The organism is Pseudomonas sp. NPDC088414 (assembly GCF_044753325.1).
Lineage (GTDB): Bacteria > Pseudomonadota > Gammaproteobacteria > Pseudomonadales > Pseudomonadaceae > Aquipseudomonas.
The window spans coordinates 15,902-41,831 of sequence record NZ_JBIVMY010000032.1; the positions used below are offsets into that span (position 1 = coordinate 15,902).

The window sequence follows — 25,930 nt, forward strand, 5'->3', positions numbered from 1 at the left end:
GTTTTCCTTCAACGGGGAAAAAGAGACGATTCTACCCATCTGCCGGAACGAGCGAGAACCCGTCGCGGTCACAGCCTCAAGAACGCTGGACTGTAACGATATGAGCGTACGCTCCAGGATTGACTAAAATCAGTGATTGAACAGGCTTTCATCAGCGCCAGACACGGCTTGCCAAACATCTGCAAGCGCCACCCGCCGGGGCCTCGACATCCGGGAGTAGCGCGGGCCGAATTGATCTGGTAAGTTCGCCCGCTTGCAGCCGCAGGGCCGGCAGGTGTCGGTGATGGAGCAATCCTGCGCAATGGATTACAAGAGTAGAGGCGGTCCATTTCATGCCCACCCAAGCAAAGCAACAGCAGCAAGCGACGATCAGCGGCTTCGAACCTTACGTTCCGAAGGCTGGCGAAGAGTACATGGGCGCTCCCATGCGCGCGCACTTCACCAAGATCCTGAACAAGTGGAAACAGGACTTGATGCAGGAAGTCGACCGTACTGTTGATCACATGAAAGACGAAGCGGCCAACTTCCCTGACCCGGCCGACCGTGCCAGCCAGGAAGAAGAATTCGCCCTCGAGCTGCGCGCCCGCGACCGCGAGCGCAAGTTGATCAAGAAGATCGACAAGACCCTCGAACTGATCCAGGACGAAGAGTACGGCTGGTGCGAGTCCTGCGGCATCGAGATCGGCGTCAAGCGCCTCGAGGCCCGTCCTACCGCCGATCTGTGCATCGACTGCAAGACCCTGGCGGAAATCAAGGAAAAACAGGTCGGCAAGTAATCTCGACCTGAACGAAAAACGGAGCGTGCGAACGCTCCGTTTTTGTTTCTGCCTTTTGTTTTTTGCCCTTGTGGGAGCGAGCCTGCTCGCGAAAGCGGTGTGTCATTCAACATTTAATCGTCTGACACCAAGCTTTCGCGACCAGGCTCGCTCCCACAAGTTGACCTGCGTATAGCCTGAAAAGTAGCTTCGTTTCCATGACTGCCAAAACCGCCCCCGCCTACATCGGCCGATTCGCCCCGACCCCCAGTGGCCACCTGCACTTCGGTTCGCTGGTCGCCGCCCTCGCCTCTTTTCTCGACGCGCGCGCGGTCGGCGGACGCTGGCTGGTACGCATGGAAGATCTCGATCCGCCCCGGGAAGAGCCCGGCGCGCAGGCGGCGATTCTCAAGGCGCTGGAAAGCTACGGTTTCGAATGGGATGGCGAGATGGTGCGCCAGAGTGACCGGCACGACGCCTACGCCGAAGTCCTCAACAGTCTGTTCAATCATGGCCTGGCCTACGCCTGCACCTGTTCGCGCAAGCAGCTGGAGCCGTATCACGGCATTTACCCGGGCTTGTGCCGCAATGCCGGCCATGAGCAGCAAGACGCGGCGATCCGCCTGCGCGTGCCGGAGCTGGAATACCACTTCATCGACCGCGTGCAAGGCGAATTTCGCCAGCACCTGGGGCGTGATGTCGGCGATTTCGTGATTCGTCGCCGCGACGGCCTGTACGCCTATCAACTGGCCGTGGTGCTGGATGACGCCTGGCAGGGCATCACCGACATCGTGCGCGGCGCCGACCTGCTCGACTCCACCCCGCGCCAGCTCTACCTGCAAGAATTGTTGGGCTTGCGTCAGCCGCGCTACCTGCACCTGCCGCTGATCACGCAACCGGACGGCAACAAACTCGGCAAATCCTACCGCTCGCCGCCACTTGAGGCCGATCAAGCGACACCGTTGCTGTTGCGAGCCTTGCGTGCGCTGGGCCAAAACCCCGGCGCCGAACTGGCCCACGCCTCACCGCAGGAATTGCTGAAATGGGGCGCAGCCCACTGGGATGCGACAAAGATCCCGCGCACACTGAGCCTGCCCGAAGCGCAACTGCAATGACGGTACTTGCAGTGGCGCGCCCATCCGTTACCATCGCCGCACGTTTTCGGGCACGCGCATAAAAAAGAGAGGCCGGGATGTACATCTATCGCTTGGTCCTGCTTCTGGTCGTGGGAATCTATCTGTTTTCGCCAGCCATCATGGATTGGTGGATCGACGCCACGGGCGCCTGGTATCGGCCGTATCTGCTCTGGTTGATCCTGATTGTCGTGACCTTCATCCTGCAGAGCCAAAAAGATGCCGATGAGCTTTAGCCTGACCCAGATGATCCTGATCAGCGCCGCGTACCTGGCGGTGCTGTTCGGCGTTGCCTGGATCAGTGAGCGGGGCATGATCCCGCGGGCGATCATTCGCCACCCGCTGACCTACACCCTGTCGCTGGGGGTCTATGCCAGTGCCTGGGCGTTTTACGGCACGGTCGGCCTGGCCTATCAGTATGGTTACGGCTTTCTCTCCAGTTACCTCGGGGTGTCCGGCGCATTTCTGCTGGCGCCGGTGCTGCTGTATCCGATCCTGAAAATCACCCGCACCTATCAACTGTCGTCGCTGGCGGACCTGTTCGCCTTCCGCTTCCGCAGCACCTGGGCCGGCGCGCTGACCACGATCTTCATGCTGATCGGCGTACTGCCGCTGCTGGCGTTGCAGATTCAGGCGGTGGCCGACTCCATCGGCATCCTCACCGGCGAGCCGATCCAGAGCCGCGTCGCGCTGGCGTTCTGTGCGCTGATCATCCTGTTCACGATTTTCTTCGGTTCCCGGCATATCGCCACCCGCGAGAAACACGAAGGGCTGGTGTTCGCGATTGCCTTCGAGTCGGTGATCAAGTTGATCGCCCTCGGCGGCGTCGGCCTCTATGCGCTGTACGGCGTGTTCGACGGCCCGCAACAGCTGGAGTTATGGCTACTGCAGAACCAGACCGCCCTCGCCGCGCTGCACACGCCGCTGCAGGAAGGCCCCTGGCGCACGCTGTTGCTGGTGTTCTTCGCCTCGGCGATCGTGATGCCGCACATGTATCACATGACCTTCACCGAAAACCTCAACCCGCGCTCGCTGGTCAGCGCCAGTTGGGGCCTGCCGCTGTTCCTGTTGCTGATGAGCCTGGCGGTGCCGCTGATTCTCTGGGCCGGCCTGAAGCTCGGCGCCACCACCGATCCGGAATATTTCACACTCGGCATCGGCATCGCCGCCAACAGCAAACCGCTGGCCTTGCTGGCGTACGTCGGTGGATTGTCGGCCGCCAGTGGCCTGATCATCGTCACCACCCTGGCACTGTCGGGCATGGCGCTGAACCACTTGGTGCTGCCGCTCTATCAGCCACCGGCTGAAGGCAACATCTATCGCTGGCTGAAGTGGACCCGCCGGGCGCTGATCGTCGCGATCATCATGGCCGGTTTCTGCTTTTACCTGATGCTCGGCGCCGGACAGGATCTGGCCAACCTCGGCATCGTCGCCTTCGTCGCGACCCTGCAATTCCTGCCCGGCGTGCTCTCGGTGCTGTACTGGCCGACCGCCAACCGTCGCGGCTTTATCGCCGGCTTGCTGGCGGGGATTCTGGTGTGGGTGGTGACCATGCTGTTGCCGCTGGTCGGCAACCTGCAGGGTTTCTACATTCCCCTGTTGAACATGATTTACGTGCTGGACGACACCAGTTGGCACATGGCGGCCATCGCCTCGCTGGCGGCCAACGTATTGATGTTCACCCTGATCTCGCTGTTCACCAACGCCAGCCCTGAAGAAGCCAGCGCCGCCGAAGCCTGCGCGGTGGATAACGTGCGTCGCCCGCAACGCCGTGAACTGCATGCGGCCTCGCCCCAGGAGTTCGCCACGCAACTGGCCAAACCGCTGGGCGCCAAGGCGGCGCAGAAAGAAGTCGAGCAGGCCCTGCGCGACCTCTATCTGCCGTTCGACGAACGCCGTCCTTATGCATTGCGTCGTCTACGCGATCGCATTGAAGCCAACCTCTCCGGCCTGATGGGCCCGAGCGTGGCGCAGGACATGGTCGAAACCTTCCTGCCGTACAAGGCCGGTGGCGAAAACTACGTCACCGAAGACATCCACTTCATCGAAAGCCGTCTCGAGGATTACCACTCGCGCCTCACCGGGCTGGCCGCCGAACTCGATGCCCTGCGCCGCTACCACCGTCAGACCTTGCAGGAATTGCCGATGGGCGTCTGCTCGCTGGCCAAGGACCAGGAGATTCTGATGTGGAACAAGGCCATGGAAGAACTCACCGGCATCGCCGCGCAACGGGTGGTCGGCTCGCGCCTGAGCACCATCGCCAATCCGTGGAAGCAATTGCTGCAAGGCTTCATCAATCTGCCCGATGAACATTTGCACAAACAGCACCTGGCCCTCGACGGCCAGACCCGCTGGCTCAATCTGCACAAAGCGGCGATCGATGAACCGTTGGCACCGGGCAACAGCGGCCTGGTGCTGCTGGTGGAAGACCTGACCGAAACGCAGATGCTCGAAGACAAACTGGTGCACTCCGAGCGTCTGGCGAGCATCGGTCGGCTGGCGGCGGGTGTGGCTCATGAAATCGGCAACCCGATCACGGGTATTGCGTGTCTGGCGCAGAACCTGCGCGAAGAGCGCGAAGAAGATGGCGAGCTGACGGAAATCAGCGGGCAGATTCTCGAACAGACCAAGCGCGTGTCGCGCATTGTGCAGTCGCTGATGAGCTTCGCCCACGCCGGCAGCCACCAGCACAGCGACGAGCCCGTCTGTCTGGCCGAAGTCGCGCAGGACGCCATCGGCCTGCTGGCGCTGAACCGGCGCAACTTCGAAGTGCAGTTCTACAACCTGTGCGACCCCGATCACTGGGTCGAAGGCGATCCGCAGCGCCTCGCCCAGGTGCTGATCAATCTGCTCTCCAACGCCCGTGATGCCTCGCCTGCGGGCAGTGCGGTGCGAGTCAAGAGTGAAGCCGGCGAACACACGGTCGATCTGATCGTCGAGGACGAAGGCAGTGGTATTCCGCAGAACATCATGGACCGATTGTTCGAACCTTTCTTCACCACCAAGGACCCGGGTGAAGGTACCGGTCTGGGCCTTGCACTGGTCTATTCCATCGTTGAAGAGCATTATGGACAAATCACCATCGACAGCCCGGCTGATGTTCAAAGCCAGCGCGGCACCCGTATCCGGGTGACCTTACCGCGTCATGTCGAAGCGACGTCCGCTGTGAACTGAGACCGTCGAGAGTATCGAATCAATGCCGCACATTTTGATCGTCGAAGACGAAACCATTATCCGCTCCGCCTTGCGCCGCCTGCTGGAACGTAACCAGTATCAGGTCAGCGAAGCCGGTTCTGTGCAGGAAGCACAAGAACGCTTCAGTATTCCCACATTCGATCTGATTGTCAGCGACCTGCGCCTGCCTGGCGCCCCCGGCACCGAGCTGATCAAGCTTGGCCAGGGCAAACCGGTGCTGATCATGACCAGCTACGCCAGCCTGCGCTCGGCGGTCGACTCGATGAAGATGGGCGCGGTGGACTACATCGCCAAGCCTTTCGATCACGATGAAATGCTTCAGGCTGTCGCGCGGATCCTGCGTGATCACCAGTCGACGCCTGCCGCCGGCGAAGTGCCTGCCGGCAAAGCAGCCAATGGCAGCGGCAAACCGTCTGTCGACAACAGCAACGGCGAAATCGGCATCATTGGCTCGTGCCCGCCGATGCAGGATCTGTACAGCAAGATCCGCAAAGTCGCACCGACCGATTCCAATGTCCTGATCCAGGGCGAGTCCGGCACCGGTAAAGAGCTGGTGGCCCGCGCCCTGCACAACCTGTCCAAGCGCGCCAAGGCACCGATGATTTCGGTGAACTGCGCCGCCATTCCGGAAAGCCTGATCGAGTCCGAACTGTTCGGCCACGAAAAAGGCGCGTTCACTGGCGCCAGCGCCGGTCGCGCCGGTCTGGTGGAAGCGGCGGACGGCGGCACGCTGTTCCTCGACGAAATCGGCGAACTGCCGTTGGAAGCCCAGGCCCGTCTGCTGCGCGTGCTGCAGGAAGGCGAGATTCGCCGCGTGGGTTCGGTGCAGTCGCAAAAGGTCGATGTGCGGTTGATCGCCGCGACCCACCGCGACCTCAAGAGCCTGGCGAAAATCGGCCAGTTCCGTGAAGACTTGTATTACCGACTGCACGTGATTGCCCTGAAACTGCCGGCGTTGCGCGAACGTGGCGCCGACGTCAACGAAATCGCCACCGCGTTTCTCGCCCGTCAAAGTGCGCGCATCAACCGTACCGACCTGAAATTTGCCGCCGATGCCGAACAGGCCATCCGGCATTATTCCTGGCCGGGTAACGTGCGCGAGCTGGAAAACGCGGTCGAGCGCGCAGTGATCCTGAGCGAAAGCCCGGAAATCTCTGCCGATTTGCTGGGCATCGACATCGAGCTGAGCGACCTGGAAGACGACGAGTTCATCGGTCTGCCGCCACAAACGCCGGGTAACGCGAGCAACAGCAGCCATGAGCCGACGGAAGACCTGTCGCTGGAAGACTACTTCCAGCACTTCGTTCTCGAGCATCAGGACCACATGACCGAAACCGAACTGGCGCGCAAACTGGGCGTCAGCCGCAAGTGCCTGTGGGAACGCCGTCAGCGCCTGGGCATTCCACGGCGCAAGACCGGGGTGACCAGCGAGAGCTGAACGTTACCTGTCGAGTGCGCGGGTAACGCTTGAAGACGTGAAAAAACTGTTACCTCAGTCCTTTCACGTAACAGAAGCCGGGGTTATCGGTAACGAAACCCCGGCTTTTTTTCGCCCCGAGAAAACGGTTATAACGACCTAACCCCTTGTTTTATTGGGCTTCGCAAAAGTTGGCACGGCACCTGCTATATATTTGGTACAAGAACAATAACAAGCAATGCACAAGACAATAAAAATAAGACGAATCGACTCACGCACAATAAAAACAAGACGGCGAGAGGCGCAGCTAACTGATTCTTTTGGAGAGGCGTTGTATTTGGGGCTAGCCCCACGACCAGGCCGAGAACAACAAAAACTGTCCTAAGACAGAGCCTGTACTGGTTGGATCGCAAGATCACTGCAACACAGCGACCAAAGCAATCCGTTTGCTCTTGGCTCCCGATTGGGAGGGTCATGAAGGAAAAGCTTCATGGCGAGGGCACTCAACAAAAACAAGAAGCCCGAATCAATAATAAAAAGAGCACGCAACTACTTCTGGGGGAGCTTCGGCTCCCCTTGTAGTTTCTCCCGTTCGGAAAATCCTGCTGTTTTACCCTCCTCGACCCTTGCAGCTTGCGGCTTACAGCGCAAATCTGCTGCGTCCTACACCATCCCCCGACTAAATGCTAGAATCTGCGCCCATCATGCGGTCATTCTTTGGTATGGCCGAACATTCCTTCAAACAGTGCATCCCATGCTGAAGAAGCTGTTCCAGTCATTCCGAACTCCCGTGCGTCGTACGCAACACATCCGCAGCACCCCTGAAGTGCTCAACAGCGGCCAACATTCGCTGCAGAAGGGGCAATTCAGCCGCTATGCGGTGAATATCGTCGAACGCTTGCAGGGCGCCGGCTACCAGGCCTATCTGGTCGGTGGTTGCGTGCGTGACATGCTCCTGGGCATCACGCCCAAGGATTTCGACGTCGCCACCAGCGCCACCCCCGAGCAAGTCCGGGCCGAATTCCGCAATGCGCGGATCATCGGGCGCCGCTTCAAACTGGTGCATATCCATTTCGGTCGCGAAATCATTGAAGTCGCGACCTTCCGCGCCAATCACCCGGTCAATGAAGACGACGAAGACAGCAACCAGTCTTCGCGTAACGAGAGCGGGCGGATTCTGCGTGACAACGTCTACGGCACTCTGGAAGAAGACGCGCAACGCCGCGACTTCACCATCAACGCCTTGTATTACGATCCGGTCAGCGAGCGCATTCTCGATTACGCCAACGGCGTGCACGACATCCGCAATCACCTGATCCGCCTGATCGGCGATCCGAAGCAGCGCTACCAGGAAGACCCGGTGCGCATGCTGCGGGCCGTGCGTTTCGCCGCCAAGCTGAATTTCGGCATCGAGAAGCACACCGTGCAGCCGATCCGCGAACTGGCGCCGATGCTGCGCGAGATCCCGTCGGCCCGTCTGTTCGAGGAAGTGCTCAAGCTGTTCCTCTCCGGCCACGGCGCGATCACTTTCGAGATGCTGGTCGATCTGCAACTGTTCGCCCCGCTGTTCCCGGCCAGTGCCGACGCACTCGAACACAACCCGGAATACACCCACACGTTGATCAGCGAAGCGCTGACCAACACCGACCTGCGCATCAAGCAGAACAAACCGGTAACCCCGGCGTTCCTGTTTGCCGCGCTGCTGTGGCCTGCCCTGCCGGCGCGCGTACTGCGTCTGCAGGAACGTGGCATGCCGCCAATTCCGGCCATGCAGGAAGGTGCACACGAGTTGATCGCCGAACAGTGCCAGCGCATCGCCATTCCGAAGCGTTTCACCATGCCGATCCGCGAGATCTGGGACATGCAGGAACGCCTGCCACGCCGCAGCGGCAAACGCGCCGACCTGCTGCTGGACAATCCACGCTTCCGCGCCGGCTACGACTTCCTGCTGCTGCGTGAAAGCGCTGGTGAGCAGACCGACGGTCTGGGCGAGTGGTGGACGGACTATCAGGACGCCAACGACAGCGAGCGTCGCGAGATGATTCGCGAACTCAGCGGCAAGGGTGATGACGCCAGTGGCGCACCGCGCAAACGTCGCCGCAGCAGCGGCTCCAAGCGCAAGCGCGCCGGGGCACCGAGCGCATCGGGCGAATAAGACATGGAGCGCATCTATATCGGCCTGGGCAGCAACCTCGCTGACCCGGCCGAACAATTGCGCAGCGCGCTCGACGCGCTGGAGCAATTGCCGCAAACCGCCCTCGCCGGCGTTTCGGCGTTCTATCAAAGCGACTCGCTGCTGCCGGGGCAACCGCGTTACACCAACGCAGTTGCTGCCCTCGACAGCGAGCTCGCGCCGCTGGACTTGCTCAATGCGCTGCAAGCCATCGAGAACGATCAGGGCCGCGAACGCCTCGAACGCTGGGGCCCGCGCACGCTCGATCTGGACATCCTGTTGTTCGGTGACCGCCTGATCGACGTACCGCGTCTGAAAGTCCCGCACTACCAGATTCAGGAACGTGCGTTCGTGCTCTATCCTCTGGCCGAACTGGCCCCGCAGGATTTGCGTCTCGCCGATGGCCGCAGCCTGCCCGACCTGCTCGCCGCCTGCCCGTTCGTCGGCCTCGAACGCCTTCCCCAAGCCTGACAAAAATCCCCTGTAGGAGCTGCCGAAGGCTGCGATCTTTTGACCTTGGTTTTTTAGAATCAAGAGCAAGATCAAAAGATCGCAGCCTTCGGCAGCTCCTACACAGAGAGCGTGCAGCATTGCTATTTTTGTCGGACAAAAAAACCGCCAATCAGCCCCGCCGCACCGCTGAATCGCATCAGTAACGCCGGTAACACTCCCCTCGTAACAATGCGGTAACACACGCAATTGACTTCCTAGGTTCTCCTCACGACTATAGGCGTCCCGCTGCCGCCAACCCGGCACATACGGGCGCAATCCAGGCCTTATAAGCACGACAAAAGAGCGTGCGCCTGAGTAGACGAAGAATCACGCGCGTTACTCGCAGTAGTTTCCAGAGCGCCTGAACGAGGATTTTTTACATGCCAGCCATCACCCTGACCACGCTCCAGAGCCTCAAGCAGAAAGGTGAAAAGATCACCATGCTGACCTGCTATGACGCGACCTTCGCCCACGCCTGCAACGAGGCCGGTGTCGAAGTGCTGCTGGTGGGCGACTCCCTCGGCATGGTTCTGCAAGGGCACGACAGCACCTTGCCGGTGACCACCGCAGAAATGGCCTATCACACCGCGTGCGTCAAACGCGGCAACACCGACGCCCTGATCCTGGCCGACCTGCCGTTCATGGCCAACGCCACGATCGAGCAAACCCTGACCAACAGCGCCACGTTGATGCAGGCCGGCGCACACATGATCAAGGTCGAAGGTGCGCTGTGGCTGGCGGAGTCGATCCGCCTGCTGGCCGAACGTGGTGTGCCGGTCTGCGCACACATGGGCCTGACCCCACAAGCCGTGAACATTCTTGGCGGCTATAAAGTGCAGGGCCGCAACGAGAACCAGGCGCGGCAGATGCGTGCCGACGCGATCTCGCTGGAGCAGGCTGGCGCCGCCATGCTGCTGCTCGAATGCGTGCCGAGCGAACTGGCGGCGGAAATCAGCCAGGCCGTGAAGATTCCGGTCATCGGCATCGGCGCCGGTAGCGAGACCGATGGTCAGGTACTGGTGTTGCACGACATGCTCGGCCTGTCGATCACCGGCCGCGTGCCGAAATTCGTCAAGAACTTCATGCAGGGTCAGGACAGCATCCAGTCCGCACTGAAGGCCTACGTCAACGAAGTCAAAGGCGTTACTTTCCCTGGGATCGAACACGGATTCTCTGCATGAACACTGTCAAAACCGTACGCGAATTGCGCGCCGCCGTGGCCCGCGCCCGCAGTGAAGGCAAGCGCATCGGCTTCGTGCCGACCATGGGCAACCTGCACAGCGGCCATATCGCGCTGATCACCAAAGCCACTCAGCGCGTGGATTTCGTGGTCGCGAGCATTTTCGTCAACCCGCTGCAGTTCGGCGCCGGCGAAGACCTCGACAAGTACCCGCGCACCCTGGCGGCAGATCAGGAAAAACTGCTGCAAGCCGGCTGTCATTTGCTGTTCGCTCCGACCGTCGAAGAGATGTACCCCGACGGCATGGCCGGGCAGACCCGGGTCAGCGTGCCGCAACTGTCTGAAGGCCTCTGTGGCGCCAGCCGTCCGGGGCACTTCGAAGGTGTGGCAACGGTGGTCAGCAAGCTGTTCAACATGGTTCAGCCGGATCTGGCGATCTTCGGCCAGAAGGATTTCCAGCAACTGGCGGTGATCCGCGCGCTGGTGCATGACCTGAACATGCCGATCCAGATCATCGGCGAACCGACCGTGCGTGCGGCCGACGGCCTGGCGCTGTCGTCGCGTAATGGCTTCCTCAGCGAAGATCAACGTGCGGTCGCCCCGGTGGTCTATCACACCCTGAGCACGATTGCCGAGTCGATCAAGCAAGGTGAGCGCGACTACCCGGCGCTGATCGCCGCCCAAGTGCAACAGCTGGAAGCCGCCGGCCTGCGTCCGGATTACCTGGAAATCCGGCATGCCCTGACCTTGCGTCCGGCGACGGCAGAAGACCGCGATCTGGTGATTCTGGTGGCGGCGTTCCTCGGCACCACGCGGTTGATCGACAACCTGCACCTGAACCTCGATAGCCCCGTTTAAAGCAAGATCAAAAGATCGCAGCCTGCGGCAGCTCCTACACATGAGTCCATGTAGGAGCTGCCGCAGGCTGCGATCTTTTGCGTTGTATTGCCGCCCCCAAAGCCTTCGGGCACACTGCCCGCCGTTTGCTTCCAACCCGGGAAATCCCTCATGCACGCCATCATGCTCAAGGCCAAGCTGCACCGCGCCGAAGTCACTCACGCGGTCCTCGATTACGAAGGTTCCTGCGCCATCGATGGCGAGTGGCTGGACTTGTCCGGCATCCGTGAGTACGAGCAGATCCAGATCTATAACGTCGACAATGGCGAGCGCTTCACCACCTACGCGATTCGTGGCGAAGAAGGTTCGCGGATGATTTCGGTCAATGGCGCAGCCGCGCATAAAGCCAAGGTCGGCGACCGCGTGATCATTTGCGCCTACGCCCATTACAGCGAAGCGGAACTGCTCAATTTCAAGCCGCGCATGCTGTACATGGCGCCGGGCAATGAGCTCAGCCACACCAGCAACGCCATTCCGGTTCAGGTGGCCTGAGCCGCTTCGACGCGTCACTCCCCTTCCGTTGGTCGGCCCGTTTCCGGTATTGATGTTAAAAAAGTACAGGGAACAGGTCAGAAGAAGTCAAGACAGATCGCAGCGCGAGGTTTACTGTATTCGCCCTGCGTTGAAAAATCGTGTCGACGCATTTGACCCTCGCCCAAACATGGCGTATCGGTCTGTTCTGTGTTCAAAAGGCCGTTCAAGTAAAAAGGAAAACCGCAGCGATGGCGTACTACCGCACACCTCATGACGTTACCGCTCTGCCTGCCTGGCAAGCGTTGAAAGATCACCGCCAAGCCATGCAGGATTTCAGCATGCGCGAAGCCTTCAACGCCGATCCGCAGCGCTTCAATCAATTCACGCTCAGCAGCTGCGGCCTGTTTCTCGATTATTCGAAGAACCTGATCAACGCCGAGACCCGCAACCTGCTGGTGGGTCTGGCCAATGAAGTCGATCTGAAAGGCGCGATCAAAGCGCTGTTCGACGGCGAAATCGTCAACGCCTCCGAAGGCCGCCCGGCACTGCACACTGCCCTGCGCCGTCCGGTGGGCGACAAGCTGTCGGTCAACGGTGTCAACGTGATGCCGGAAGTGCACAAGGTGCTGAACCAGATCACCGATCTGGTCGGCCGCATCCACGACGGCCTGTGGCGCGGCTACACCGAGAAGCCGATCACTGACGTGGTCAACATCGGCATCGGTGGCTCGTTCCTCGGCCCGGAGCTGGTCTCCGAAGCGCTGTTGTCCTACGCGCAGAAAGGCGTGCGTTGCCATTACCTGGCGAACATCGACGGCAGTGAGTTCCACGAACTGACACAAAAGCTGCGCGCCGAAACCACCCTGTTCATCGTTTCGTCGAAATCCTTCAACACCCTCGAAACCCTGAAGAACGCTCAGGCTGCCCGCGCCTGGTATCTGGCTCAGGGTGGTTCGGAAGCCGAGCTGTATCGCCACTTCATCGCGGTATCGAGCAACAACGCTGCGGCCGTCGCGTTCGGCATCCGTGAAGAAAACATCTTCCCGATGTGGGACTGGGTCGGCGGTCGTTACTCGCTGTGGTCGGCCATCGGTCTGCCGATTGCCCTGGCCATCGGCATGTCCAACTTCAAGGAACTGCTGTCCGGTGCCTACACCATGGACCAGCATTTCCAGAGCGCACCGTTCGAACAGAACATGCCGGTGCTGCTGGCCCTGCTCGGCGTGTGGTACGGCAACTTCTGGGGCGCACAGAGCCACGCGATCCTGCCGTACGACCACTACCTGCGTAACATCACCAAGCACTTGCAACAGCTGGACATGGAATCCAACGGCAAGAGCGTGCGCCAGGACGGCACCTCGGTGTCGACTGATACTGGCCCGGTGATCTGGGGCGGCGTCGGCTGCAACGGTCAGCACGCCTATCATCAGTTGCTGCACCAGGGCACCCAACTGATCCCGGCCGATTTCATCGTGCCGATCGTCAGCTTCAACCCGGTCTCCGACCACCATCAGTGGCTGTACGCCAACTGCCTGTCGCAGAGCCAGGCGCTGATGCTCGGCAAGACCCTGCCGGAAGCCGAAGCCGAACTGCGCGAAAAAGGCATGAGCGAAGAGCAGGTGCACAAACTCGCACCGCACAAGGTGATCCCGGGCAACCGTCCGAGCAACACCATCGTGGTCGAGCGCATCAGCCCGCGGCGTCTCGGCGCGCTGGTCGCCATGTACGAGCACAAAGTGTTCGTGCAGAGCGTGGTCTGGGGCATCAACGCCTTCGACCAGTGGGGCGTGGAACTGGGCAAGGAATTGGGCAAGGGCGTTTACAACCGTCTGGTCGGCAGCGATGAAACCGTTGCTGACGATGCCTCCACCCAGGGCCTGATCAACTACTTCCGCGGTCGTCACCGCGGGTGATTTGAAAGCAAAACCCACAGGATTTGGATCAACCAGAATCCTGTGGGCAAGCAAATTCCCTTGTAGGAGTGAGCCTGCTCGCGATAGCGGTATGTCTTTAAGCATTGATGTTGACTGACACACCGCTATCGCGAGCAGGCTCACTCCTACAGTTGTTTTGCGTACACCTGAATTCAATACCAGCCATCAGATACCTGATGCGACTTGAACCCTTGGCCCTCTCGGCGCATCTTTATTCTTCGCACAACAAGAATAAGGAACCGTCATGTTCGATATCAGCACGTTCCCCAAAGCCGATGCCGTCCGCCGGGCTGCGCAGTTGAGTCAGGACGACTATAAGCGCCTGTACCGCGAATCGATTGAACACCCCAGCACCTTCTGGGCCGAACAGGCCACGCGCTTCCTCGACTGGAGCACCCCGTGGCAGACCGTCCAGCGCTACGACCTGAAAACCGGTGAAGCGTCCTGGTTTACCGGCGGCCAACTGAACGTCAGTTACAACTGCATCGACCGCCACCTCGCCCAGCGCGGTGAGCAGACCGCGATTCTCTGGGAAGGCGACGACCCGGCCGAATCGGCACAGATCACTTACAAAAAACTTCACCATCACGTCTGCCGCCTGGCCAATGTGTTGAAAAGCCGTGGGGTGAAAAAAGGCGACCGGGTGTGCATCTACATGCCGATGATTCCCGAGGCAGCCTACGCCATGCTCGCCTGCGCGCGGATCGGCGCGATTCACTCGGTAGTGTTCGGCGGCTTCTCCCCGGACTCCTTGCGCGACCGCATTCTCGACGCCGACTGCCGCACGGTGATCACCGCCGATGAAGGCGTGCGCGGCGGCAAATTCGTCCCGCTCAAACACAACGTCGACAAGGCCCTGCAAAGTTGCCCGGACGTCAGCACCGTCGTGGTAGTCGAACGCAGCCAAGGCCAGGTCGATTGGGTCGAGGGCCGCGACCTCTGGTATCACCAGGCCGTGCGTGACGTCAGCGACGATTGTCCGCCGGAGCCGATGGACGCCGAGGATCCGCTGTTCATCCTTTACACCTCCGGCAGCACCGGCAAACCCAAGGGCGTGCTGCACACCACTGGTGGCTACCTGCTGCAAGCAGCGATGACCTTCAAGTACGTACTCGATTATCGCGACGGCGAAGTGTTCTGGTGCACCGCCGACGTCGGCTGGGTCACCGGCCACAGCTACATCGTTTACGGCCCGCTGGCCAACGGCGCAACCACGCTGATCTTCGAAGGCGTGCCAAGTTATCCGAGCACTTCGCGCTTTTGGCAGGTGATCGACAAACACCAGGTCAACATTTTCTACACCGCACCGACCGCCCTGCGCGCGTTGATGCGCGAAGGTGCCGGGCCGTTGCAGGAAACTTCGCGTGCGAGCCTCAGATTGCTCGGCAGTGTCGGTGAGCCGATCAACCCGGAGGCGTGGGAATGGTATTTCAACGTGGTCGGCGAGCAGCGCTGCCCGATTGTCGATACTTGGTGGCAGACCGAAACCGGCGGCATCATGCTCAGCCCGTTGGTCAGCGCGCAACGGATCAAACCGGGCTGCGCCACGCAACCGATGTTCGGCGTGCAACCGGTGCTGCTCGATGAACACGGCAAGGAAATCAAAGGCGCCGGCAGCGGCGTGCTGGCGATCAAGTCGAGTTGGCCGGCGCAGATCCGCAGCGTCTACGGCGACCCGCAACGGATGGTCGACACCTATTTCAAACCCTACCCCGGCTATTACTTCACCGGCGACGGCGCACGCCGCGACGAGGACGGCGACTACTGGATCACCGGACGCATCGACGACGTGATCAACGTTTCCGGCCACCGCATCGGCACCGCCGAAGTGGAAAGCGCGCTGGTGCTGCACGACAGCATCGCCGAAGCGGCCGTGGTCGGCTACCCGCACGACGTCAAAGGCCAGGGCATCTATGCCTTCGTCACCCCCATGAACGGCGTCGAGCCGAACGATGAGCTGAAGAAAGAACTGCTGGCCCACGTCAGCAAGGAAATCGGCAGCTTCGCCAAACCGGACCTGATCCAATGGGCGCCGGCCTTGCCGAAAACCCGTTCAGGCAAGATCATGCGGCGGATCCTGCGCAAGATCGCCTGCAACGAACTCGACAGCCTCGGCGACACCTCGACCCTGGCCGACCCGAGCGTGGTTCAGGGCCTGATCGACAAGCGCCTGAATCAGTAACGTCCGTGGCGCGGTCAACCGGCCGCGCCCGTTCATCACCAATGAGTTGTCATGGAATTCATCCGCAGCCGTATCGAAAACCAACTCATGAGCCTGACCGGTCTGTCCCTCGGTCAACTCGACCTGGAAAACCCCAAGGGCGATCCCGGGCTGTTCGGCCCCGACTCGATCAGTTGGCAAGTGCACGGCGACTTCAGCAGCATGCTGATCGGCGGCATCAGCGCGTTGTTGCTGCAAGCCCTGCATCCGCTGGCGCTGGCCGGGGTCTGGGATCATTCGAATTTTCGTCAGGACATGCTCGGCCGTCTGCGTCGCACCAGCCAGTTTGTCTCCGGCACCACGTTTGGCTCGCGCCGCGACGCCGAATGGCTGATCGACAAAGTGCGCACCATTCACCTGCAAGTGGTCGGCACTGCGCCGGATGGCCGGCCGTATGCGGCCAGCGATCCGGACCTGCTGACCTGGGTGCATGTAGCCGAGGTCAGTCACTTTCTTGCGGCGCATCTGCGTTACCGCAATCCGCAATTGTCGGCGGCGGATCAGGATCGTTACTACGCGGAAATCGCCGTGGTCGCCGAGCGCCTGGGTGCGCGGGAGGTGCCGAAATCGCGACGGGCCGTGGCCGATTATCTGCAACGCATGCGCCCGCAGTTGCTCTGTGATGGGCGCAGCCGCGAAGTCCTGCGCCTGCTGCTCGACGCCCCGGCACCGAGCGTGCTGGCCCGTCCGTTTGGCGACCTGATGATGAAGGCCGGCATCGATCTGCTGCCGGATTGGGCCAGCGACATGTTCGGTGTCCGCCAGAACCCGCTGCAGCGCCAGCTGATCCGCGCCAGCGTCAAACGCAGTGCGCCGATGCTGCGCTGGGCGATGCGCAACGGTTCGGTGCAACGGGCCAAGCGGCGGATGGGCTTGCTCACCTGATCCATACACAAAACCCGTGGCGAGGGAGCTTGCTCCCGCTCGAGTGCGAAGCGCTCGCAACCTTCCGAGGGTCGCTGCGCAACCCAGCGGGAGCAAGCTCCCTCGCCACAGACTGCGCGATGTCTCAGGGCATCGGTAACTGCTAAACTCCCGCGCCTCAATTCTCACCAGCAAGGCGCACGCATGTCTTCCTTGAATCAGGCGCTGCGCGCCGCCCTCGATAAACGCCAGGACCTGCTCGCTGAGCTGCACAGCCAGGGCACCGATTGCTATCGGCTGTTCCATGGCAGCCAGGAAGGCGCCGGTGGTCTGACCGTCGACCGCTATGGCCCACAATTGCTGGTGCAAAGTTTTCATCAGACGCTGGAGCGTGACGACCTGCTGCAACTGCACGCCATGGTCAATCAGACGCTGGGCTTTGACACCCTGCTGGTCTACAACGACCGCTCCCGGGGCAACTCGCGCATCGATCGCGAAGACAGCGTCTACAAAGCCGATGACGCCGCGCTGGCGGATCTGGTCGGCCACGAATGGGGCCTGAACTATCGCGTGCGCGGGCGGCATGCCGGGCAGGATCCGCTGCTGTTCCTCGACCTGCGCAATACTCGCGGCTGGGTCAAGGATCACGCCAAGGGCAAAAGTGTGCTCAACCTCTTTGCCTACACTTGTGGCGTCGGCCTGAGTGCCGCTGCCGGTGGCGCGCGCGAGGTGTGTAACCTCGATTTCGCCGAAGGCAATCTGGCAGTCGGCCGAGAAAACGGCCTGCTCAACCCGCAATTGCCCGAGATGCAATTCATCCAGTCCGATTATTTCCCGGCAATCCGTCAGCTCGCCGGGCTGCCGATCAGCCAGCGGCGCGGGCAGAAACTGCCGAGCTACCAGCGCCTCGAACAGCGCCAATACGATCTGGTGCTGCTTGACCCGCCGGCCTGGGCCAAGAGTGCATTCGGCACCGTCGACCTGTTGCGCGACTATCAGAGCCTGCTCAAACCGGCGCTGCTGACCACCGCCGACAACGGCGTGCTGATCTGCTGCAACAACCTGGCAAAAGTCAGCATGGACGACTGGCGTGAACAGGTACTGCGTTGTGCCGAGAAGGCCGGGCGACCGGTGCGCGAATGGAGCGTAATGACCCCGGGCGCGGACTTCCCGTCGCTGGATCAACAGCCACCGCTGAAAACCCTGATCCTGCAGTTGTAACCCCCCCTGCGGGACTGGCAACCATCCAATGTGGGAGCGAGCTTGCTCGCGAAGGCGGCGTGTCAGTCAGCATATTTCTCGACTGATCCAGCGCTTTCGCGAGCAAGCTCGCTCCCACAGTGTCTTGGTCCTACAGAACAATCTGAACAATCCTGCCCCCCACGATGTACTTCGGAACCAGAATCGCGTGCCATACTCCAAGGCACTCCGATTCAGACAGATGAAGCCGCACATGCCCAAAGGATTGATTCGCGCGATTGGCGCCTTGTTGACTGCTCTGGCCCTCTACAGCCTGCTGGGGTTTCTGATTTTGCCGGGCATCGCCCTGCGTATCGCCAACCAGCAACTGGCGAACTATGCCACGGTGCCTGCGCATATCCAGCGCATCGAACTCAATCCGTTCAGCCTTGAAGTTACCCTGTGGGGGCTGGTCGTCGGTGAACCGGGCAAGGAGCAAGTCGGCTTCGAGCGGCTGTACGCCAATCTGCAACTCGACAGCCTGTGGACCAAGGCGCTGCACCTGGCTGATATCGAGCTGGACAAGCCCAAGACCGAAATCCTCTTCGCCAAAGACGGCCAGCTCAATCTGCTGGGCCTGTTCAAGATTCCCGCCAGCGAACCGACCCCGGCCGATCCGAATGCCAAGCCGTTCCCGCTGCGCATCGACCGCATTCAACTGGCCGGCGGCAACGTGCATTTCCAGGACGCCCGGCCGAGCGAGCCCATCGAGTTTCTCTACGACAAGCTCGATTTCGAGCTGAAAAACCTCAGCACCCTGCCCGAAGACAATGCCGACATGACCCTGGTGGCTGCCGGCCCGGCCGGTGGGCAGATCGACTGGAAGGGCAACTTCAGCCTGATCCCGTTCACCTCCGAAGGCACACTGAAAGTCACCGACGGCAAGATGAAGTCGTTCTGGCCCTACGTGCGTGACGCCGTGCCGCTGGTGCTCGAAGACGGTGTGATCAATCTCAGCACCGAATACAAACTCAATCTGTCGAAAGAAACCGAGCTGCTGCTGAACAACATCGCAGTGAGTGTCGCGCCGTTCGCGATCAAGGCGCCGGACGGCCGCCCGCTGGCAAAACTTGAACGCCTCGACGTCAGCGAGACTTCGCTGGACCTGGCCAAACAGCAAGTGGTGGTCGGCAAGATCCGCAGCAACAAACTGGAAACCTGGGCCGCGCTCGAAGCCGACGGCCAGCTCGACTGGCAGAAACTGTTCGCCAGTCAGCCATCAAAACCTGCCGCCAAGGCCGCCGCCGAACCCAAGACCACTCCGGCCGCCGCCGACTCGCCGAAAGAACCGGCGGCGCCGAGCAAGCCCTGGCAAGTGCTGCTCAAAGACGTACAGCTACGCAACTACACCGTGCATCTCGCCGACCGCTCGGCCAACCCACCCGTGGCACTGGATGTCACCCCGCTGAATATCGACCTGCAGGATTTCGACAGCCTCAACGGTTCGCCTTTCAAGGTCAGGCTCGACAGCGGTCTGGGCAAACAAGGCAAGATCAACGCCGACGGCGTGGTCAGCCTCGCACCGGTTACCGCCCAGCTCAACGTGAAGACCCAGGACATTGACCTGCGTGTCGCGCAGTCCTACATCAATCCGTTCATTCGCCTGGAACTGCGCAGCGGCATGCTCGGCAGTGACCTCAAGGTCAACCTCAAGAGCACCGCCCCCCTGGCACTCGGCGTGACCGGACGCGCGCAGATCGATCAACTGCACACCCTCGACACCCTGAAAACCCGCGACTTCCTCAAGTGGCAGCAGGTGGTGGTTGAAGGCATCAACTATCAACACGGTGACAGCCTGTCGATCGACAAGGTCAACCTGTTCCAGCCGTATGCGCGCTTCATGATCAACGATGACCGCACCACCAACATCGACGACCTGCTCATCCCGCAGCCTGCCGACAATGGTCCGAAAACCACCGCGGCGAAGCCTGCCAGCAAGGACAAACCACTGGGCATTCACATCGGCGCGATTGCGATCAACGATGGCTCGGCGAACTTTGCCGACTTCAGCCTGACGCCGAATTTCGCCACAGCAGTTCAGCAGCTCAACGGCCAGATCGGCACCATCGACAGTCGTCAGGCGAAACCGGCCAGCGTCGACATCAAGGGCAAGGTCGATCGCTATGCACCGGTGACCATCAAAGGTGCGGTCAACCCGTTCGACCCGATGGCCAGCCTCGACATCGCCACCAGTTTCAAACGCGTCGAGCTGACTACTCTGACCCCGTATTCCGGCAAGTTCGCCGGTTACCGCATCCGCAAGGGCCGGCTCAACCTCGACCTGCATTACCTGATCACCAAGGGCCAGTTGAAGGCTGAAAACAAAGTGGTGGTCGAGCAGTTGCAACTCGGCGAGAAAGTCGACAGCCCGGATGCCGTGAGCTTGCCGTTGAAACTGGCGATTGCCCTGCTCAAGGACGTCGATGGCAAGATCTCCATCGAGCTGCCGGTGACCGGCGACCTCAACAACCCGCAGTTCAGCGTGATGCCGATTGTCTGGCAGACCCTGCGCAACCTGATCGTCAAGGCCGCCGCCGCTCCGTTCAAGATGATTGGCGGGCTGATCAACGGTGGCGGCTCCGAGGACCTCGGTACCGTGTCCTTTGCTGCGGGCTCGAGCGACCTGAGCAAGGACGCCGAGTCGGCGCTGGACAAACTGTCCAAGGCCCTCAAGGAACGTCCGGCCCTGCGCCTGGAAATCGAAGGCACTGCCGCACAGAGCAGCGACGGCCCGTTGATTGCCGAGCAGCGTCTGGAGCGCGAATACCAGTACAACTACTACAAGATGCTCCAGCGCCGGGGCGACAAGGTGCCGGCCCAGGCCTCACTGCTGCAAGTGCCGGACAGCGAGAAAGGCCCGTTGCTCGAAGGCATCTACCGCACCCGTCTGAAAACTCAGCCACCGGCCGAATGGAAAGATCTGGGCAAGGAAGAACGCACGGCGAAAATGCGTGATGGCGTGATCAAGTTCTGGAGTTCCAGCGATGTGCTGCTGCGGCAGTTGGGTCAGGAACGCGCCAGCAGCATCAAGGACTATCTGGTCGACAAAGGCCAGTTGGCGGATGACCGGGTGTACTTCATCGATGCCAATCTGGGCGAAGCCGAGAGCGATGGCCGGGTCGTGACGCAAATGCACCTGGACGCCGAATGATGAACCACAAATGGCGGGTTGCGCTGACACTGCTGCTCGCCGCCAGCCCCGCGCTGGCCTCCGACACGCTGCGCTGCGGCAGCCAACTGGTCAGTCTCGGCGACCGCGCCAGCGAAGTGCTGCAGAAGTGCGGCGAACCGGTCAGCCGCGACGTCCTCGGCTACAAGCGCAGCGCCAACCGTCGCGAAGAGTTTCCAGTCGAGGAATGGACCTACGGCCCGAGCAACGGCATGTACCAATATCTGCGCTTTGAAGGCAATCGCCTGCGGCAGATCAACAGCAAACGCGGTAGTTAATTCCCCCCCTGTAGGAGTGAGCCTGCTCGCGATAGCGGTGTGTCAGTCAGCAGATTTCTCCATCTGACACACGGCTATCGCGAGCAGGCTCACTCCTACAATTGTTTTGTGGTGCCCCTGAAATAGAACAAGCCCCGACACAAGTGCCGGGGCCTGTAATGGTCACATCCGTGTGACCGTTCGCATGAACTCTAAAGTTGCGGCAGACGTATTGCTCGGCCCGTCTGTCGCGTCTTCTCCCGGTCCAGGCGAGAAGTCATGCCTTACTCGGCTTTCAGGCCGTCAGCGGAGACCGCTTTGACGCCTTTGATTTTCTTGGTGATGTTCACCGCGGTGGTTTTCTGAGCTTCGGTGACAGCGACGTCAGAAGACAGGGAAACCACACCTTTGTTGGTTTCGACTTTGATGTCGGTACCAGGAATGCCTTTTTCGGTTACCAGGTCGCTTTTGACTTTGGTAGTGATCCAGGTATCGGAAGTAGCTTCTTTAGCCTTGGTCATTTCACCAGCAGCCAGAGTCATTGGAGCCTGAGTAGCCTGGGTGGTTTGTGCAAAGGCACCGGAAGCCATGGTCAGGGTCAGCGCGGTAGCAGCAGCGGCAGTGATAGCGAACTTCTTCATACGAGTAACTCCTGTTTTTCTGGAAAGTCTGCTGGTTGTCTTGTCAGCAGGGTTACTAGGTATATTGCGAAGGCTGTGCCAACTTTTCGAAAGACAATAAATCCTTTTAAAACAATGATTTACGAATTAAGCAAATTTTCGGAATCATGCAATTTGCATGACAAGTGCATTATCGACATGCAAGTTGCGGCTTTTCGGAAAGTTCCTAACACGCTGAAATTCTTGAAGCTTTTTTCCAGCGTCAAAAGACAAAAAAATGCCCCGCAAAGCGGGGCATCCGGTGACGCGTGTCGAGTCAATCAGGCACCGCTGCCAGGGCAACCCTTAGGCGCGTAGTCGGCGTTCACCGTCGAAGCGCAGCTCCAGACACCCGCCGCCGAGCCGGTCCCCGAAGAACGAGTCAGCGTGATGGTTTTGCCCAACACTGGAGCCGGGGCGTTGGCCAAGGTGCAGACGATGGTCCCCGCGCCAGTCGACGCAGTGCCGGACGCGGTCACGGTGCCGCAATTGGTGGTAGTAAACGACGCGCTACCTGCCACCAGCGTCAGCGTCGGGTCCGTACCTTGATTAATGGTGTCCTCGAAAGGCACTTTTAGCGCGCTGATTTCCGCCAGCCCGGCAGTGACTTTCGAGCGTGCCTGATACTTGGTGTATTGCGGCAGGGCAATCGTCGCCAGAATCCCGATGATCGCCACCACGATCAGCAGCTCGATCAGTGTGAAACCTTTTTGGTTGTTCATAGACAGGCTCTCCATGCATGAGTCGGAATCTCATGATCTGCAAAGAGCTCAGCATAGGCCGTGCCAACCGCTTGCAGACCCCGTGCGCTCGGCATAAAGGCGCCGTGTCGCGCTTTCCTACAACCTGCAACCGCACTATCTGACACTTTTTGTCACCTGTACCGGGCGTGTTTGGCGCTGTCACTTGACTAGGCTATAAGTCATGAACTGTCAGCATCCGGAATCCCCATGAATGACATCGCTCTGAGCGGTCTGGCCAAGCAATTGGTACAGGCCGAACTGCTTACGGAAAAAAGCGCCCAGCAGGCCTGGCAACAGGCGCAGCGCAATCGGCTGTCGCTGGTCAGCTACCTGGTGCAGAACAAACTGGTGAAGAGCTCACAGGTGGCCGAGATCGCTTCCGAGCATTTCGGCATGGCCTTCATGGACCTCAATTGCCTCGACAAGGAAACCCAGCCCAAAGGCCTGGTCAGTGAAAAACTGGTACGCCAGCACCATGCCCTGCCCTTGTGGCGCCGTGGCAACAAGCTGTTCGTGGGCATTTCCGACCCGAGCAATCATCAGGCGATCAATGACATTCAGTTCAGCACCGGGCTGAGCACCGAAGCCATTCTGGTGGAGGACGACAAGCTCACTGATGCCATCGAGAAATTCTTCGACACTCACGCCAGTGGTCTCGAAGACATGGCCGACGTCGATCTCGACGGCGTGGATGTCGAGTCCGTCGACGACAGCCGCCAGGACGCCATTGGCGGCCTCGACGCCGACGACGCGCCGGTCGTGCGCTTCGTGCACAAGATGCTGCTCGACGCGATCAAGAGTGGCTCGTCGGACTTGCACTTCGAACCCTACGAAAAAAACTTCAGGGTGCGGGTGCGCACCGACGGCATCCTGCGCGAGGTGGCCAAACCGCCGATCCAGTTGGCCGGGCGAATCGCCGCACGCCTGAAAGTCATGGCCAGCCTGGATATCTCGGAACGCCGCAAACCGCAGGACGGGCGGATCAAGATGCGCCTGTCGAAGACCAAGTCGATCGACTTTCGGGTCAACACCCTGCCGACCTTGTGGGGCGAGAAAGTGGTGATCCGGATTCTCGACCCGTCCAGCGCGCAGATCGGCATCGATGCATTGGGTTACGAACCGGCGCAGAAAGAGCTGTACATGGCCGCGCTCAAGCAGCCGCAGGGCATGATTCTGGTGACCGGGCCTACCGGGTCGGGGAAAACTGTATCGCTGTACACCGGCCTGAATATCCTCAACACCGTCGACATCAACATTTCCACCGCCGAAGACCCGGTGGAAATCAACATGGAAGGCATCAACCAGGTCAACGTCAATCCGAAACAGGGGCTGGATTTTGCTCAGGCCCTGCGTTCGTTTCTGCGACAGGACCCGGACGTGATCATGGTCGGGGAAATCCGCGACCTGGAAACCGCCGAGATCGCGATCAAGGCCGCGCAGACCGGCCACCTGGTGCTGTCCACGCTGCACACCAACAGCGCCGCCGAAACCCTGACCCGTCTGCACAACATGGGCATTCCCGGGTTCAACATCGCCACCTCGGTCAGCCTGATCATTGCCCAGCGCCTGGCGCGCAAGCTGTGCAGCCACTGCAAGAAACCGATCGAAATCCCTCGCGAGACATTGATCAGGGAAGGTTTCCCGCCGGAACAGATCGGCAGTTTCACGATCTATGAGCCGGTCGGTTGCGACCTCTGCAACGGCGGCTACAAGGGCCGCGTGGGGATTTACGAAGTGGTAAAGAACACCCCTGATCTGCAACGGCTGATCATGGCCGAAGGCAACTCGCTGGAAATCGACAGCCAGATGCGTCGCGACGGCTTCGACGACCTGCGCACCTCGGGCCTGCACAAGGCCATGCAAGGCATCACCAGCCTGGAAGAAATCAACCGGGTCACCAAGGACTGAACATGGCGGTCAAGGCAGCGAAAATCAGTATCTACGCCTGGGAAGGCACGGATCGCAAAGGCAGCAAGGTCACGGGCGAGCTGAGCGGGCAGAACCCCGCGCTGATCAAGGCCCAGCTACGCAAACAGGGGATCAACCCGGGCAAGGTGCGCAAGAAATCTACCTCCCTGCTCAGCCTCGGCAAACGTATCAAGGCCCAGGACATCGCCCTGTTCACGCGGCAGATGGCAACCATGATGAAGGCCGGCGTACCGCTGCTGCAGTCGTTCGACATCATTGGCGAAGGCTTCGACAACCCGGCGATGCGCAAACTGGTAGACGAGGTGAAGCAGGAAGTGGCCGCCGGCAACAGCTTCGCTGCGGCCCTGCGCAAGAAGCCGCAGTTTTTCGATGAGCTGTATTGCAACCTGGTGGATGCCGGCGAGCAATCCGGCGCCCTCGATACGTTGCTCGAACGGGTTGCGACCTACAAGGAGAAAAGCGAAGCGCTCAAGGCCAAGATCAAGAAAGCCATGACCTACCCCAGTGCCGTGGTACTGGTGGCGATGGTCGTTACCGGGATTCTGCTGGTAAAAGTGGTGCCGCAGTTTCAGTCGGTATTTTCCGGTTTCGGTGCTGAACTGCCGGCCTTTACCCTGATGGTAATCAGTATCTCGGAGTTCATGCAGCAATGGTGGTGGGCGGTGCTTGGAGCACTGATTGCAGCGGTGTTCGGCATCCGTCATGCGCTGAAGAAATCCCAGGCATTGCGCGACCGCAAGGATACATGGCTGCTGAAGCTGCCGCTGGTGGGCACGCTGATGTACAAATCGGCGGTGGCACGATTCGCCCGCACCCTGTCGACCACCTTCGCCGCAGGCGTGCCATTGGTGGAGGCACTGGATTCGGTGGCAGGCGCCACGGGCAACGTAGTGTTCAAACGCGCGGTGCTGCGTATCCGCCAGGACGTCGCCACCGGCATGCAGCTGAATTTCTCGATGCGCAGCACCGGCGTCTTCCCCAACATGGCGGTGCAGATGACCGCCATCGGTGAGGAGTCGGGTGCGCTGGACGACATGCTCGACAAGGTCGCCGGTTTTTATGAAGAGGAAGTGGATAACATGGTCGACAACCTCACCAGCCTGATGGAGCCGTTCGTCATGGTGGTACTCGGGGTCATCGTCGGCGGGCTGGTTGTGGCCATGTATCTGCCGATTTTCCAGCTTGGCTCAGCGATCTGA

General features: G+C 60.4%; 20 protein-coding genes. 18 read left to right on the forward strand and 2 right to left on the reverse strand.

All coding sequences use genetic code 11. The features are described from left to right. Positions 1-332: 332 nt before the first annotated feature. The 16 genes from dksA to ACIP8I_RS22080 all read left to right on the forward strand — a co-directional run bounded on the left by dksA (position 333) and on the right by ACIP8I_RS22080 (position 21,421). A complete protein-coding gene (gene dksA / locus ACIP8I_RS22005; protein WP_003228250.1) occupies positions 333-776 on the forward strand; it encodes an RNA polymerase-binding protein DksA in 444 nt (147 codons plus the stop codon). A gap of 197 nt (positions 777-973) precedes the next feature. Further along, complete coding sequence (gene gluQRS / locus ACIP8I_RS22010; RefSeq protein ID WP_400763921.1) at positions 974-1,870, forward strand: tRNA glutamyl-Q(34) synthetase GluQRS; 897 nt, start codon at positions 974-976, stop codon at positions 1,868-1,870. Between the two features lie 77 nt (positions 1,871-1,947). After that, a complete protein-coding gene (locus tag ACIP8I_RS22015; RefSeq protein ID WP_003176118.1) occupies positions 1,948-2,124 on the forward strand; it encodes a hypothetical protein in 177 nt (58 codons plus the stop codon). Further along, a complete protein-coding gene (locus ACIP8I_RS22020) occupies positions 2,108-5,062 on the forward strand; it encodes a sensor histidine kinase (RefSeq protein ID WP_007963899.1) in 2,955 nt (984 codons plus the stop codon). The genes ACIP8I_RS22015 and ACIP8I_RS22020 overlap by 17 nt, the downstream gene beginning before the upstream one ends. A 22-nt stretch (positions 5,063-5,084) precedes the next feature. Then, complete coding sequence (locus tag ACIP8I_RS22025) at positions 5,085-6,521, forward strand: sigma-54-dependent transcriptional regulator (RefSeq protein WP_400763924.1); 1,437 nt, start codon at positions 5,085-5,087, stop codon at positions 6,519-6,521. 733 nt (positions 6,522-7,254) lie between these two features. After that, a complete protein-coding gene (locus ACIP8I_RS22030) occupies positions 7,255-8,655 on the forward strand; it encodes a polynucleotide adenylyltransferase PcnB (protein WP_007963895.1) in 1,401 nt (466 codons plus the stop codon). A 3-nt stretch (positions 8,656-8,658) separates the two neighbouring features. Continuing rightward, the gene (gene folK, locus ACIP8I_RS22035; protein WP_400763927.1) at positions 8,659-9,144 is read left to right on the forward strand and encodes a 2-amino-4-hydroxy-6-hydroxymethyldihydropteridine diphosphokinase; all 486 of its coding nucleotides are present in this window, start codon (positions 8,659-8,661) and stop codon (positions 9,142-9,144) included. A gap of 401 nt (positions 9,145-9,545) precedes the next feature. Next, positions 9,546-10,346: a 3-methyl-2-oxobutanoate hydroxymethyltransferase gene (panB, locus tag ACIP8I_RS22040; protein ID WP_400763930.1), complete on the forward strand. Its 801-nt coding sequence runs from the start codon at positions 9,546-9,548 to the stop codon at positions 10,344-10,346. Beyond that, the gene (gene panC, locus ACIP8I_RS22045) at positions 10,343-11,203 is read left to right on the forward strand and encodes a pantoate--beta-alanine ligase (RefSeq protein ID WP_400763932.1); all 861 of its coding nucleotides are present in this window, start codon (positions 10,343-10,345) and stop codon (positions 11,201-11,203) included. The genes panB and panC overlap by 4 nt, the downstream gene beginning before the upstream one ends. 150 nt (positions 11,204-11,353) lie before the next feature. Continuing rightward, positions 11,354-11,734 carry an aspartate 1-decarboxylase gene (panD, locus tag ACIP8I_RS22050; protein WP_003228271.1) on the forward strand — a complete coding sequence of 127 codons (381 nt, stop codon included), beginning with the start codon at positions 11,354-11,356 and terminating at the stop codon, positions 11,732-11,734. Positions 11,735-11,964: 230 nt separating this feature from the next. Continuing rightward, on the forward strand, positions 11,965-13,629 hold the full coding sequence (pgi, locus tag ACIP8I_RS22055; RefSeq protein ID WP_027614102.1) for a glucose-6-phosphate isomerase: 1,665 nt from the start codon (positions 11,965-11,967) through the stop codon (positions 13,627-13,629). 265 nt (positions 13,630-13,894) lie between these two features. Then, complete coding sequence (gene acs, locus ACIP8I_RS22060) at positions 13,895-15,832, forward strand: acetate--CoA ligase (RefSeq protein WP_400763935.1); 1,938 nt, start codon at positions 13,895-13,897, stop codon at positions 15,830-15,832. 51 nt (positions 15,833-15,883) lie between these two features. After that, complete coding sequence (locus ACIP8I_RS22065) at positions 15,884-16,756, forward strand: oxygenase MpaB family protein (protein WP_400763937.1); 873 nt, start codon at positions 15,884-15,886, stop codon at positions 16,754-16,756. 183 nt (positions 16,757-16,939) lie between these two features. Continuing rightward, positions 16,940-17,956, forward strand: coding sequence for a class I SAM-dependent rRNA methyltransferase (locus ACIP8I_RS22070; protein ID WP_123588148.1), 1,017 nt, complete (start codon positions 16,940-16,942; stop codon positions 17,954-17,956). Between the two features lie 220 nt (positions 17,957-18,176). Continuing rightward, positions 18,177-21,125 carry a DUF748 domain-containing protein gene (locus ACIP8I_RS22075; RefSeq protein ID WP_400763940.1) on the forward strand — a complete coding sequence of 983 codons (2,949 nt, stop codon included), beginning with the start codon at positions 18,177-18,179 and terminating at the stop codon, positions 21,123-21,125. Continuing rightward, complete coding sequence (locus ACIP8I_RS22080; protein ID WP_400763942.1) at positions 21,125-21,421, forward strand: DUF2845 domain-containing protein; 297 nt, start codon at positions 21,125-21,127, stop codon at positions 21,419-21,421. Before ACIP8I_RS22075 ends, ACIP8I_RS22080 begins: the two co-directional genes overlap by 1 nt. Positions 21,422-21,684: 263 nt before the next feature. Here ACIP8I_RS22080 and ACIP8I_RS22085 read toward each other — a convergent pair whose 3' ends face one another. Both ACIP8I_RS22085 and ACIP8I_RS22090 read right to left on the reverse strand, forming a co-directional pair. Continuing rightward, positions 21,685-22,041, reverse strand: coding sequence for a BON domain-containing protein (locus tag ACIP8I_RS22085; protein WP_367085752.1), 357 nt, complete (start codon positions 22,039-22,041; stop codon positions 21,685-21,687). Between the two features lie 299 nt (positions 22,042-22,340). Continuing rightward, on the reverse strand, positions 22,341-22,781 hold the full coding sequence (locus tag ACIP8I_RS22090) for a pilin (protein WP_098965660.1): 441 nt from the start codon (positions 22,779-22,781) through the stop codon (positions 22,341-22,343). A 228-nt stretch (positions 22,782-23,009) separates the two neighbouring features. Here ACIP8I_RS22090 and pilB point away from each other — a divergent pair, with 228 nt between their 5' ends. Both pilB and ACIP8I_RS22100 read left to right on the forward strand, forming a co-directional pair. Further along, on the forward strand, positions 23,010-24,710 hold the full coding sequence (gene pilB / locus ACIP8I_RS22095; protein WP_400763944.1) for a type IV-A pilus assembly ATPase PilB: 1,701 nt from the start codon (positions 23,010-23,012) through the stop codon (positions 24,708-24,710). A gap of 2 nt (positions 24,711-24,712) precedes the next feature. After that, positions 24,713-25,930, forward strand: a complete 1,218-nt coding sequence (locus ACIP8I_RS22100; RefSeq protein WP_400763947.1) for a type II secretion system F family protein — start codon at positions 24,713-24,715, stop codon at positions 25,928-25,930.